We start from the raw sequence: 13091 nt of genomic DNA on the forward strand, positions 1-13091 counted from the left end.
GGGGCCGGGGTTTGCTATCCTTGACGGCATGTCTCATTCCGTAACCATACTGGGTGCCGGCCTCGCGGGGAGCGAGGCGGCGTTGCAGCTCGCCGACCGCGGCGTGCGGGTGCGCCTGGTCGAAATGCGCCCGGCGGTGCCCACGCCCGTGCACGTCACGGGATGCTGCGCCGAACTCGTGTGCTCGAACTCCCTCAAAAGCGAGAAGCCCGACAGCGCCGCCGGCATGCTCAAGCGCGAGCTCGCCGAGCTGGGATCGCGGCTGTACGCCCAGGCGAAGGCCCATGCCGTGCCCGCAGGCGGCGCGCTGGCCGTCGACCGCGCGGCGTTCGCCGCCGCGGTGACCGCGCTCGTGGAGGCCCATCCGCTCATCCAACTCGTGCACGAGGAGGCCGTCGACCTCGCGCAGGCCGCCGAAGGCGCCGACGCGCTCGTGGTGGCCTCGGGCCCGCTCACGTCCGACGCGCTGGCCGCGTCGCTCGCCCGTTTCGCGGGCGAGGAGTCGCTGGCGTTCTACGACGCCGCGGCGCCCATCGTCATGGCCGACTCGCTCGACTACGGCAAGCTGTTCCGCCAGAGCCGCTACGAGGAGGCCGGCGCCGACATTGGCGACTACCTCAACGCGCCGTTCTCGCGCGAGGAGTACGACGCCTTCATCGACGAGCTGGTGAGCGCCGAGCGCGTCATCCGCCGCGACTTCGAGACCCGCGACCTGTTCCAGGCCTGCCAGCCCATCGAGGAGATCGCCCGCAAGGGCCACGACGCGCCGCGCTTCGGCACGCTCAAGCCGGTGGGGCTCACCGACCCGCGCACGGGCCGCCGGCCCTGGGCCGCGCTGCAGCTGCGCGCCGAGGACGCCCACGGCTCCAGCTACAACCTCGTCGGGTTCCAGACGAACCTCACGTTCCCCGAGCAGCGCCGCGTGTTCCGCCTCATCCCGGGGCTCGAGCGCGCCGAGTTCGCGCGCTACGGCGTGATGCACCGCAACACGTTCGTCGACGCGCCGCGCCTGCTGGACGCGAACCTGCGCCTGCGCACGCCCGAAGCCGAGCGGCTCGGCGTGCCGGTGCACCTCGCGGGCCAGATCGCCGGCACCGAGGGGTACTGCGAGGCCATCCGCTCGGGGCTCCATGCCGCCATCGCCGTGGCCGCGGAGCTCGCCGGCGCGCAGGCGCCCGCGCTGCCGCGCGAGACGGCGTTCGGCGCGCTCATGGCCTACGCCACCGATCCGGCCACGGCCGACTACCAGCCCATGCACGTGAACTTCGGCATCCTGCCCCCGTTCGAGCAGCGCATCCGCAACAAGCGCGACCGCTACGCCGCCTACGCCGCGCGCGGTGCCGAAGCGCTCGCGGCGTACCGCGAGGCGCTGGCCGCGCGCGGCCTCGCGCCCGACGCGGACGGCCAGCCGGAGGCGGCCTCATGACCGTAGGCGACGGCTCGTCGTCCTTGCGCGTCGACCCCCTCGACTGCGATCCGCGCATGGTCGAGCTGATCGACGCGTTCTGCCACGCCATGCGCGTGGAACGCAACGCCTCGGTGCACACGCTGCGCGCCTACCGCATCGACCTCATGGACTTCGCGCGCTGGGCCTTCCGCGAGCGCATCGACCTCCTCGCGGCCACGCACCGCCAGCTGCGCCGCTACCTGGGAGAGCTCGACCGCGCGCAGTACTCGCGCACCACGGTGAACCGCCGCCTGTCGGCGCTGCGCAGCTTCTTCCGCTGGCTCAACGTCACCGGCATCACCGACGAGGACCCCGCGGGCATCCTGCAAGGGCCCAAGCAGCCGAAGAGCCTGCCGCACGTCATCCGCGCGTCGGACATGGTGAAGCTGCTGACGGTGTACGGCAAGCGCGACATCGCCGGGCGCGAGCGCGAGCAGTCGTCGGTCGATGCGCGCAACCAGGCCCTGCTCGAGTTCCTGTACGCGTGCGGCGCCCGCGTGTCCGAGGCGTCGGGCCTGCTGGCCGCCAACGTGGATTTCGGCAGCGGGCAGGTGAAGGTGTTCGGCAAGGGGTCGAAGGAGCGCATCGTGCCGCTGCACGACATGGCCGTGTCGTCCATGCGCGCCTACGCCACGTGGGCCCGACCGCTCATCCTGCGCGACCGCACGTGCGACTACTTCTTCGTGTCCACGCGCGGCAACCGCATGGGCACCGACGCCATCCGCAAGATGTTCAAGGAGGCGCTGCGCCAGGCGGGCCTCGACGAGACGCTCTCGCCGCACGACATGCGCCACACCTTCGCCACCGACCTGCTGGACGGCGGCGCCGACCTGCGCAGCGTCCAGGAGATGCTCGGCCACGCCAGCCTGTCCACCACGCAGATCTACACCCATCTCTCCCCGGGCCGCCTCAAGCAGGTGCACGCCCGCACCCACCCCCGCGGGTAGTGGGGCGCGAAGGGCTTGCGCCCTCCCATGGCGCGGGGCAGGGCTTGCGGGCGATTGCGCGCGTGCCGTGCCGATTCGCGACGGGCGCGGCAAAGGACGCTCCTGCTCTCGACGGCACCCCGCGGGTAGCGGGAGAACGCAGGCCCCTCGCGGGCATGCGTTCCGGTTCCCACCTGGTTGCGGATGCGTGACCGCTGCCTGACGGTTGGCGCGCGCCGCGATTCCCGCCCGCTCGATCCTCCACAATCGGGGGCGTTCGAAGTAAACGCTCACGACGTGCGCGTCGCGCACCGACCCATAAGGAGGCTTCATGAGCAAGAAGAAGATGCGGGCGTTCGCCGGCGCGATGGCCGTCGTGCTCGCTTTCATCCCGTTCTTGAGCGGCTGCACCACCAACGCGGCCGAGGACAACCCGCAGGCTCAGCAAGAGCTGAACGCCGACGAGCAATCGCGTAACGAAGCCGAGGGCTCCATCGGCGAGAACGTCCAGTACGGCCAGGTCATGGCATTGAACGGCAACGAGGTGACCGTCGTGGTGGGCACCCTCGCCAACGCCAACGACGCCAGCGGCTCCCAGGCGTTCAACGCGGGCCAGGACGAGATCACGTTCGACGCGGACAGCGTGTCCATCGTCGACGAGTCGGGCGCGGCGATCGAGGGACGCACCCTCTCCGCCGACGACGTTATCGTCATGCGCGGCACGGGCACGGGCTCCGGCTTTACGCCCACGACCATCGAGATCCTCGACGTGGCGGGCGCGGGCACGAACGCCGACGACGCGCGCGTTCCCCAGGACGTCCTGTAGCGAACCCGGCGCGGGCCGGCGCCTCCCTGTGGAGAACGCCGGCCCGCGCCTTGTCACGGCGGGCTTCCGGCCTATAATGATCAGATGCCCGCGCGCGGCCGCCGCGACGCGGGCATTCGAGTACCGGGCGCATCGAAGGAGCATGGCATGCAGCTGCTGAAGGTTTCGACCGACAAGCTTCTGCTCGTCGCCGGCATCGTGTGGTTCGTCGCCGGGGCGAACATCGTGAACATCGGTCTGACGGCCTTCCTGGACGAGACCGGGTGGCTGTTGTGGGTTCTGATCATCGGGACCCTCGTCATTTTCGTGCTGTTCCACATCTTCGTGTTCACGAAGATGGTGGGCAAGCACGCGAGCCGCATCAGGGGGTACGAGGAGGACAAGACCCACGTGTTCAAGTTCTTCGACAAGAAGGGCTACATCATGATGGCCGTCATGATGGGCGGCGGCATCGCGCTGCGCGCGTCGGGCATCGCCCCCGAGTGGTTCATCGCGTTCTTCTACACGGGTCTCGGCGCCGCGTTGGCGGTGGCGGGCGTCAGCTTCGTGCTGCGCTACTTCAAAAGCAGCAAGGCCGCCTGCCCGGCGATGCCGAGCACGTACTCCAAACATCATAAGGGTTAGGTTCGGGGCGGCAACGAAACGGTTACGCCTCGCTGCCGGAAACGTCCCGCTGCCGTACCATGAAGACGGTATCGAAGTCGAGGGAGCCGTCCGGGGACGGACGGCCGTGAGGAGGGCCCCGTGGCACGTATCTTCGTCGTGGAGGACGACGCATCGCTGCGCGACGAGCTCATGCGCCTGCTGGAACTGCAAGGCCATACGCCGCTGACCAGCACCGCGTTCGATCGGGTGGCCGACGACGTCCTGGCCGAGGCGCCCGACTGCGTGATCCTCGACCTCAAGCTGCCCGGCACGGGCGGCCACACCGTCTGCCGCGACCTGCGGCGCGCGAGCCAGGTCCCCATCATCATGCTCACCTCGTCCGACAGCGAGTTCGACGAGGTCATGAGCATGAACCTGGGCGCGGACGACTACGTCACCAAGCCCTACAACCCCGCCGTGCTGCTCGCGCGCATCCAATCGGTGCTGCGCCGCTCGCAGAGCGCGGAGCCGCCGGCGCGCATCGCGCATCGCGGCGTGGTGCTCGACGTGGCGCGCGGGCGGGTGGAGCACGACGGGCGTACCGTCGACCTCACGCGCAACGAGCTCAAGATCCTCCACATGCTCATGGCGAACCACGACGCCATCATCTCGCGCCAGGAGCTCATGGTCGAGCTGTGGCAGTCCGACGCGTTCATCGACGACAACACGCTGACCGTGAACATCAACCGCCTGCGCAAGAGCCTGGGCAGCATCGGCGTGCCGGACGACTTCCTCATCACGCGCCGCGGGCAGGGATACGTGGTGTGATGCGCGCGGCGCAACGCCTGCGGGAGGGCCGTGCTCGATGACCCTGTCCGCCTACCTCAAGGACCGCGCGGCCTCCATCGCCATCGCCGTCGCATGCGCGCTCGCGCTGGGCTGCATGGTGGCCGTGCTGGGCGCCGGCGCCGACGCGTCGGTGCTGGCGGCGTGCATCGTGCTGGCGTGCGCCGCGCTCGCGCTCGCCGTGGGCTTCGTGCGGCGCCGCGCGTTCTACCGCGACCTCGAGCAGGTGGTGGGCGACCTCGACCGCACCTACTACGCCACGTCGCTCATCGAGCCGCCCGACTTCCTCGAAGGGCGGCTGGCCTACGAGGCCCTGCAGGCGGCGGGGAAGGCCGCCGCCGACGACGTGGCCGCGCACAAGCAGCAGGCCGAGGCCTACCGCGACTACATCGAGCTGTGGATCCACGAGATCAAGACGCCCATCGCCGCCGCGACCCTCATGGCCTCCGACCTGCACGGGCCGCAGGCCTCGCGGCTCAAGGGCGAGCTCGACCGCATCGAAGGCTACGTTGAGCAGGCGCTGTACTACGCGCGCTCCACCTCGCTCGCGCAGGACTACGCCATCCGCGAGACGGGCCTCGCCGAGGCCGTGCGCGAGGCGGTGAGGAAGCACGCGCGCTACCTGATCGACCGCGGCGTGTCGCCGGTGGTGGACGTGCCGGAGGACGCCCGCGTGTTCGCCGACGCGAAGTGGCTGGCGTTCGTCATCGGGCAGCTCGTGGCGAACGCGGCGAAGTACGGCGCGACGACGCTGCGCTTCTCCGTGCGGGAGGAGGGCGCGGGCACGAGCGACGAGCGCACGGTGCTCGAGGTGGCCGACGACGGCTGGGGCGTGCCGGCCGGCGACGTGCCGCGCGTGTTCGAGCGCGCCTTCACCGGCGAGAACGGGCGGCGCGGCGGGTCGTCGACGGGCATGGGGCTGTACCTCGTGGCCGAGCTGTGCGCGAAGATGGGGCTGGCCGTGGCGCTGGCCTCGGAGGAGGGTTCGGGCACGCGCGTGCTGCTGGCGTTCCCGCACGACCGCCGCAGGCTCGACCTGCACCGATGACGAGCCTTGCATTTTCGTAAGGTACGCGTCACCCACTTCGATGGCGCCCGGGCGCGCCGGGCCGTAGCATGGTCGCAGACCAACAAGCGAGGAAGGACACGACCATGACCGAAGTCTACGCGACTCCGCAAACCGACCCGGCGGCGCGCTCGGGCGCCGCGGCCCCGTCTCTGGGGAACCGCCCCATCCTGTCGGTGCGCCAGATCGAGAAGGTGTACGGCAACCGCGACTCCGTCACCCACGCCATCAACGACATCAGCTTCGACGTGGCACCCGGCGAGTTCGTGGGTATCATGGGGCCGTCGGGCTCCGGCAAGACGACGCTGCTCAACTGCGTGGCCACCATCGACACCGTGACGAGCGGCCACATCCTCGTCGACGGCCGCGACATCACGGGCCTGCGCTCCCGCGCGCTCGCGAAGTTCCGTCGCGACGACCTGGGCTTCATCTTCCAGGACTCCAACCTGCTGGACACCCTCACCGGCTTCGAGAACATCGCGCTCGCGCTGACGGTGAAGGGCGAGCCCACCGCCACCATCAAGCCGCGCGTGCAGGCCATCGCGCGCACGCTGGGCGTGGAGGAGGTGCTGGGCAAGTACCCCTACCAGATGTCGGGCGGGCAGCGGCAGCGCATCGCCGCCTCGCGCGCCATGGTGGCCGACCCGAAGCTCGTGCTGGCCGACGAGCCCACCGGCGCGCTCGACTCGCGCAGCGCGACGGTGATGCTCGAGACCCTGTCCATGATGAACGCCGACCTGCACGCCACCATCATGATGGTCACGCACGACTCGTTCGCGGCCTCGTTCGCCAGCCGCATCCTGTTCATCAAGGACGGCATGGTGTTCAACGAGATCCGCCGCGGCGCCACGAGCCGCACGGACTTCTTCAACCGCATCATGGAAGTGGTGACGTTCTTGGGCGGTGACGTGCGCGATGCTGGCTAAACTCGCCTTCCGCAACATACGCCGCTCCGTCAAGGACTACGGCGTGTACTTCGTCACGCTCGTGTTCGGCGTCGCGGTGTTCTACGCGTTCAACTCGGTGACGAGCCAGTCCATCCTGTTCGACCTCGAGGACACCGCCACGGCCAGCGTGTTCGACATGACCGGGCAGATGCTGGGGATGTTCAGCGTGGTCATCGCCTGCGTGCTGGGATTCCTCGTGCTGTACGCGAACGGGTTCCTCATCAGGCGGCGCAAGCAGGAGTTCGGCACGTACCTCATGCTGGGCATGAACCCCCGCAGCGTGTCGGCCATCGTGCTCATGGAGACGGTGGCGGTGGGCCTCGTGTCGCTCGTCGTGGGGCTGCTGCTGGGCTTCGCGCTGTCGCAGGGGCTGTCGTTCGTGACGGCGGGGCTGTTCAACATCCAGATGACGCAGTACCGCTTCGTCTTCTCCACGGACGCCTTCCTGCTGACGCTCGGCTGCTTCGTGCTCATCTTCGCCGTGACGGGGCTGTTCAACACGCTGTCCATCCGGCGCTACAAGCTCATCGACCTGCTGTCGGCCCGCTCGAGGAACGCGCGCTTCCGCGTGCGCAACCCGTGGATCAGCCTCGTCGCGTTCGTCGCGGCCGTGGGCGTGGTCGCGTGGGCGTATCTCACGCTTATCGACAACGGCCTCCTGCAGTTCGACGAGGGGTTCTGGAGGGCCACGGCGCTCATGGTGGTAGGCACGTTCCTGTTCTTCTGGTCGCTCGCGGGCTTCGCGCTCGCGGTGATCGAGCGCACGCGCGGCGTCTACTTCAAGGGCCTGGCCATGTTCACGATGCGCCAGATCGCCAGCAAGGTGAACACCGCGTTCGTGTCGCTGTCGGTGGTGTGCATCATGCTGTTCTTCTCGCTCACCGTGTTCTCCACCGGGATGGGCCTGGCGCGCGCCTTCAGCGGCAACGTCGAGGACGGCACGCTCTACGACGCCACGCTCACGGCGAACGTGTACCTCAACGCGGGCGGCGTCCACGACGAGGAGGCGCTCGCGAGCATGAGCGAGGAGGATCGCGAGTACCAGCAGGTCGCCGACGAGAAGGCGGCCGCCGTGACCGCCGACGCCGAGGCCTACGGCTGGGACATCGCCGCCAAGCTGGCGGACTCCTCGCCGACGTGGGACCAGCTGGTCGAGCGTTCCGTCCAGATCGACGCCTTCGTGAGCGCCGACGCGTCGTACGGCGAGCTCATGGACCGCTACGGGCACGACACGGGCAACGAGAAGCAGAACGAGGCGCTGCACGGCCAGGGCGTCACGCTGATCGCCGAGTCGCAGTTCAACGCGCTGGCCGAGCTGACGGGACGGCCCACGGTGGACCTGGGCGAGGACGGCTTCGCCGTGAACAACACGCTCGATGCCATGAAGGCGCTGTCGGAAGCCGTCTCGCGCGAGGGCGAGACGCTCGAGGCAGGCGGGCGCACCCTGACGGCCACGGGCGAGCTGCGCAGCCAGCCGCTCGAGGACGCCGCGTTCTCCGCGAGCGGGGCCGAGTTCATCGTGCCCGATTCGGTGATCGCCGACCTGCGCGCCCAGGGCGCCGTGCCCGACCAGAGCCTGCTCAACCTCATGTACAAGACGAGCCGCACCGAGGGCGACAAGCTGCTTCAGCAGATGCTCGGCGAGGCGTCGCCCGCCAACCCCGAGGTCGCCGCGTCCGGATGGGCGTTCTCGCCGAAGCCCTGGCCCGTGACGCTGTCGTTCACGGCCGAGGAGGTGATCGTCCAGTCGAGCGGCATGAACCTGATGATCTCGTACCTGGCGCTGTACATCGGCTTCGTGTTCCTCATCGCCACGGCGGCCATCCTGGCCATCCAGCAGCTGTCCGAGACGAGCGACTCGCTCGGGCGCTACCAGGTGCTCGCCGAGATCGGCTGCGACCGCCGCATGATCTTCCGGTCGCTGCGGGCGCAGGTGCTCGTGTACTTCCTCGTGCCGCTCGCGCTGGCCTTGTGCCACACCGTGTGCGCCGTCGGCATCATCAGCGACGCGGTGCTCGTGCAGCTGGGCGTGTCGGTGCTCGAGCCCGCGCTGATGACCGGTGTGCTGGTGGGCGTCGTGTACGGCGCGTACCTCCTGGTCACGTACTACGCCAGCCGAGGCATCATCCGCGCCTCGCTCGGCAAGAAGCTGCTGGGCTAGGGAAGGAGGCCCGCGGCCCGAACGAGGGCCGCGGCCGCGAGAGGGGAGGAGCCATGGTGTCGAACGCGTTGCTGGTGGTGTCGGTTGCGGCGTTGGGCGTCGCGCTGCTCTCCGGGGCGCACGCCGTCCTCGAGCACGGCGTGCGCGGGCTGCGGAGGATGGGCCCCGGGACGTACGCGGCCCTCGGCGTGTACGCGCTGAGCTTCGGAGGCTTCCTGCTGACGCAAGGAGGCTGAGGGGGCGGAGCGCCCCTGGGCGCGGGGCTTCGCTTGCGGTCCGGCGGGCGCGCTCCGCGCCGATCCGCGCAGAACGCGGCGTGCGATGGGCGCGGCGGGAGAAGCCCGGTCCCGCCGCGCGCCCGTGCGCCGTGAGGAGCGGGAGCTTTCTCGCGCGTCGCGGGACCCTCCTTGCACGAACGGCCCCGTCGGCTTCGGCCGGCGGGGCCGTTTCGCGTACGCCGTGCCGCGGAACGGCGCTCGGCTAGAACGAGAACAGGTCGCGGACCTGCACGTCGAGCGCGTCGGCGATGCGGCCGAGGTCGTCGAGGCCCACGCTCACGCGCCCGGATTCGATGCGCCAGATGTGCGATTTGCTGCTGCCGATCATGAGGGCGAGCTTCTGCTGCGACAGGCTCTGGCCTTCCCGTCGCTCGCGTATCGCGCTTCCCAAGAGCGCTCTTTTCTTGTCAGCATCCATTCGTTCAGATTATTCGGTATAATCCTCCATACGGCTTCATATATGAAGCCGTATGGAGGATGTGGAGTGAAGTTTGTCGGGACGTAAGAGGCGGCGCGCCGCCCGGCGCGCGGCCCGCGCTTCCGACCGCGCGACCCGGAGAATCGATGATGAAGATGTTCAAGAAAAAGCTGAAGTCCCCGCGGGAAGGCGCGACGCGCCCGGAGCAGCGCAACGCGATGAGCACGCTGTACGCGAACCTGGGGTTCATGAGCGTCGATAGGCCGCTGCGCACGATCGTGGTGACGAGCTCGGTGCCGAACGAGGGCAAGACGACGGTGGCCGTGGGGCTGGCGCAGGTGATGGCCGCCTCGGGGAAGCGGACGCTGCTCGTGGAGTGCGACCTGCGCCGCCGTTCGCTGGCGGGCAGGCTCGAGGCGCATGCGCCCGTCGGGCTCTGCGCCGTCGTGATGGGCGAGGCGGAGCCGCGGCAGGCCATCGTGGGCACCCGCCAGCCCCGCCTGCACTTCCTCGACGCCGAGGCGGGCGTGGCCAGCCCCGTCGACATCCTCGACTCCGAGCGCTTCAGGCGGCTGCTCAGCTGCCTGGCCGCGCGCTACGACCACGTGGTGATCGACACGCCGCCGGTGGGCACGTTCGTGGACGCGGCCGTCATCGCCCAGGCGGCCGACGCGACGCTGCTCGTGGTGCGCGAGGGGTTCACCGAGCGCGCGAGCGTCGAGAGCGCCTCCGACCAGCTGCGCAAGGCGGGCGCGAACGTGGTGGGAACGGTCATGAACTGCTGCGACGCCGCCGTGTCGTCCTACTACGCCGCCTACGAGGACCGCGAGGGGTAGAGGTCGTCGAGGGTGCGCGGCGCTTACTTTCCCAGCAGGTGGCGGATGGCGGCCACGGGGTGCTTCTTGAGCATGCGGGGGCCGGCGTAGCGCATGACGGCGCGGATGCGCTCGCGCTCCTCGGGCTTGTAGCAGTGGTTCTCGCACTCGTCGCACGAGGTCTTCACGTCCATCTTGCGGCAGCGCTCGGTGCGCAGCACGGCGTAGGCGTCGATGCGCGCGCAGTCGGGGCACACGGCCTCGCCGCAGTGGGCGGTTTCCGTGCGGGCGGCCGCATCGTGGTTGTCGGCGCAGTACAGCGCCACCATCTGCGAGATGGTGCGCTTCTCGCGAACGCGGCGCTGGGCGGTCTTTGGGCTGTCCTGCTGGGTCATATGCTTCCTCCGTGGTCTCAGCGCGAGGATACCAGAACCCGCGGGCGCGCGCACGCGTGATTTTCCCGCGAATCGGCCGCCGCGGCCGCGAACGCGCGCGGCGCGCCGTTTTTTGGGAAATCGTTGCTTGTCCTCGCGTGCCTTGCACCGTAGAATTACGAAAGCGCATTCGGAAGGGCGGCGCCTGCAAACGCGCAGGATCGAAGGGGGTCGAGGTGAACGCAGTGCTCGCGTGGTTCGCGCGCGTCGAGGACGTCATGGCGTTCAAGGCGATCCGCCAAGGCCTCATCCTCACGATCCCCGTCGTGCTCATCGGGTCGTTCAGCCTCATCTTCCTCAACCTGCCAGTGCCGGGCTACCAGGACTTCCTCGCCGCCACGCCCCTGTTCCGCAACCTCTTCGACGTGTCGTACGCGGCCACGCTCGGCATCTTCTCGCTGTACGTGTCGGTGGCCATCGCGCTGCGCTATGCGCACGCCTACGCCGGCCGCTACGGCGACTTCTTCACGCAGGGCGCGCCGTTCGCCGCGCTCGCGTCGTACCTCATGTTCGTGGGCTTCGGCTCCGACGGGTTCGACAAGGTGGTGCTCAGCACCCGCTCGCTGTTCATCGCCATCGTGTGCGGCCTCGTCTCGTCGGTGATCTACTGCCGCCTCGTGCGCATGCGCCGCAAGCGCCGCTACGGCGACAGCATCGACGGCGTGTTCAACCAGGCCCTCACCGCGCTCGTGCCCATCGGCGTCATCGTGGCGCTGTTCGCCTTCGCCAACGTCGCCGTGTCCATGCTGTTCGACGTCGACAGCGTGGAGGAGCTGTTCTTCGCCGGCGTGAGCGCGCTGTTCCCCCTGGCGTCGGCGACGCTGGGCAGCGGGCTTCTGTACCTGCTCATGAACAACGTCATGTGGTTCTTCGGCATCCACGGCGGCAACATGCTGGACGGCGTGGCCCAAAGCATCTTCGTGCCCGGCACCGCGGCCAACGCGGCGGCGCTCGCGGCGGGCGGCGAGCCGGTGCAGATCGTCACGAAGACGTTCCTCGACGTGTTCGCCTCCATCGGCGGGGCCGGCGCGCTGCTGTCGCTGCTCGTGGCCATCCTGCTGTTCAGCCGGCGGCGCAACGTGCGGCGGCTGTCGGCGTTCGCGGCGCTGCCCATGGCGTTCAATGTGAGCGAGATCATGCTGTTCGGCCTGCCCGTGGTGTGGAACCCCATGCTGTTCGTGCCGTTCATCGCGGTGCCGCTCGTGAACATGGTGGTCGCCTACGCGGCCATGGCGGCGGGGATCGTGCCGCCCACGATCGTGGACGTGTCGTGGACCACGCCGCCCGTGGTGGGCGGCTACCTGGCCACCGGGTCGATGGCGGGCGGCGTGCTGCAGCTGGCGTGCATCGTGCTGGGCGCGGCGATCTACCTGCCGTTCCTGCGGCGCTACGAGCGCGTGGCCGACGAGCGCGAGCGCGAGGAGTACCGCGCGCTGCTGGACGCGCTCATGGACGCGGAGCGCGCGGGGGTCGGCATCGAGCTGACGGAGCTGCCGGGCGCCGTGGGCGCCTTCGCGACGTCGCTCGCCGAGGACGTGCGCACGGCCGTCGAGCGGCGGGCGTTCGCGCTGCGCTACCAGCCCCAGTTCGACACGGCGGGCCGCGCCGTGGGCGCCGAGGCGCTCCTGCGCTTCGAGCATCCCGCGTACGGCATGGTGTACCCGCCGCTCGTCATCGAGCTGGCGCAGGAGATGGGCGTGCTCGACGACCTCGAGCGGGCCGTGTTCGCGCGCGGGCTCGACGACGCGGCGCGCATCGAGCAGCTCGCCCATGCGGGCGCCGTGCACGAACGGTTCAGCGTCAGCATCAACGCCACGGCGCGCCTGCTGCAAAGCGACGGCGGCGTGCGGTTCATCATCGACGGCGTGCGCGCGCACGGCCTCGACGGCGGGCGCGTGGTGGTGGAGGCCACCGAGCGCGAGGCCCTGCGCTGGGACGACGGCGCCTCGGCGCTGCTCGAGCAGCTCGTCGACGCGGGCATCCCGCTGGCCATCGACGACTTCTCCATGGGGCGCACGTCGTTCCAGTACCTCGAGACGAGCGTGTTCAGCGTGGTGAAGCTGGACGGCACCATCGCGAAGGGCGTACTGGAGAACGAGCGCTACGCCGACATCGTGGCGTCCATCACGCGCCTGTCGAGCCAGCTGGGCTTCACCGTGCTGGCCGAGTACGTGGAAACCGCCGAGCAGCGCGACCTGCTGGAGCGGCTGGGGTGCTCGTTCTTCCAGGGCTACCTGTACGCGCCCGCGCTGCCGTTCGACGAGATGGTCGAACGCGTGCGGCTCGCGCCGGAGGGGGAGCGCGCGGACTGCGGGCAGGCCCGTTCCGCGCGCTGAATCGAA

13 protein-coding genes are annotated in these 13091 nt (G+C 69.6%); 11 read left to right on the top strand and 2 right to left on the bottom strand.

All coding sequences use genetic code 11. The annotated features are described in order from the left end of the window. Positions 1-28 precede the first annotated feature (28 nt). The 9 genes from trmFO to H8S61_RS00965 all read left to right on the top strand — a co-directional run bounded on the left by trmFO (position 29) and on the right by H8S61_RS00965 (position 9040). A complete protein-coding gene (trmFO, locus tag H8S61_RS00925) occupies positions 29-1426 on the top strand; it encodes a methylenetetrahydrofolate--tRNA-(uracil(54)-C(5))-methyltransferase (FADH(2)-oxidizing) TrmFO (protein WP_186937623.1) in 1398 nt (465 codons plus the stop codon). Beyond that, positions 1423-2394 carry a tyrosine recombinase XerC gene (locus tag H8S61_RS00930; protein ID WP_160941698.1) on the top strand — a complete coding sequence of 324 codons (972 nt, stop codon included), beginning with the start codon at positions 1423-1425 and terminating at the stop codon, positions 2392-2394. Before trmFO ends, H8S61_RS00930 begins: the two co-directional genes overlap by 4 nt. Before the next feature lie 310 nt (positions 2395-2704). Then, complete coding sequence (locus H8S61_RS00935) at positions 2705-3199, top strand: hypothetical protein (protein WP_160941697.1); 495 nt, start codon at positions 2705-2707, stop codon at positions 3197-3199. A 147-nt stretch (positions 3200-3346) separates the two neighbouring features. Further along, positions 3347-3823 (top strand): hypothetical protein, encoded by a 477-nt coding sequence (locus tag H8S61_RS00940; RefSeq protein ID WP_160941696.1) that lies wholly within the window; start codon positions 3347-3349, stop codon positions 3821-3823. A 120-nt stretch (positions 3824-3943) separates the two neighbouring features. Further along, a complete protein-coding gene (locus H8S61_RS17655) occupies positions 3944-4612 on the top strand; it encodes a response regulator transcription factor (protein WP_160941695.1) in 669 nt (222 codons plus the stop codon). 37 nt (positions 4613-4649) lie between these two features. Next, on the top strand, positions 4650-5678 hold the full coding sequence (locus tag H8S61_RS00950) for a sensor histidine kinase (RefSeq protein ID WP_186937624.1): 1029 nt from the start codon (positions 4650-4652) through the stop codon (positions 5676-5678). Between the two features lie 104 nt (positions 5679-5782). Further along, on the top strand, positions 5783-6622 hold the full coding sequence (locus H8S61_RS00955; protein ID WP_154333934.1) for an ABC transporter ATP-binding protein: 840 nt from the start codon (positions 5783-5785) through the stop codon (positions 6620-6622). After that, positions 6612-8804, top strand: a complete 2193-nt coding sequence (locus tag H8S61_RS00960) for an FtsX-like permease family protein (RefSeq protein ID WP_186937625.1) — start codon at positions 6612-6614, stop codon at positions 8802-8804. The genes H8S61_RS00955 and H8S61_RS00960 overlap by 11 nt, the downstream gene beginning before the upstream one ends. A gap of 53 nt (positions 8805-8857) precedes the next feature. After that, on the top strand, positions 8858-9040 hold the full coding sequence (locus H8S61_RS00965; RefSeq protein ID WP_186937626.1) for a hypothetical protein: 183 nt from the start codon (positions 8858-8860) through the stop codon (positions 9038-9040). Positions 9041-9284: 244 nt separating this feature from the next. Here the strand turns inward: H8S61_RS00965 and H8S61_RS00970 are convergent, their stop codons facing one another. Further along, complete coding sequence (locus tag H8S61_RS00970) at positions 9285-9473, bottom strand: helix-turn-helix domain-containing protein (RefSeq protein WP_412842367.1); 189 nt, start codon at positions 9471-9473, stop codon at positions 9285-9287. 173 nt (positions 9474-9646) lie between these two features. Here H8S61_RS00970 and H8S61_RS00975 point away from each other — a divergent pair, with 173 nt between their 5' ends. Then, positions 9647-10336 (top strand): CpsD/CapB family tyrosine-protein kinase, encoded by a 690-nt coding sequence (locus H8S61_RS00975; protein ID WP_186937627.1) that lies wholly within the window; start codon positions 9647-9649, stop codon positions 10334-10336. 23 nt (positions 10337-10359) lie between these two features. Here H8S61_RS00975 and H8S61_RS00980 read toward each other — a convergent pair whose 3' ends face one another. After that, positions 10360-10710, bottom strand: a complete 351-nt coding sequence (locus tag H8S61_RS00980; protein ID WP_154333930.1) for a nitrous oxide-stimulated promoter family protein — start codon at positions 10708-10710, stop codon at positions 10360-10362. Between the two features lie 215 nt (positions 10711-10925). On the opposite strand from H8S61_RS00980, the gene H8S61_RS00985 reads away from it, so the two are divergent. Further along, positions 10926-13085: a PTS sugar transporter subunit IIC/EAL domain-containing protein gene (locus H8S61_RS00985; RefSeq protein WP_186937628.1), complete on the top strand. Its 2160-nt coding sequence runs from the start codon at positions 10926-10928 to the stop codon at positions 13083-13085. Positions 13086-13091: the final 6 nt, after the last annotated feature.

This window comes from Eggerthella hominis (genome assembly GCF_014287365.1).
Classification (GTDB): Bacteria; Actinomycetota; Coriobacteriia; order Coriobacteriales; family Eggerthellaceae; genus Eggerthella; species Eggerthella guodeyinii.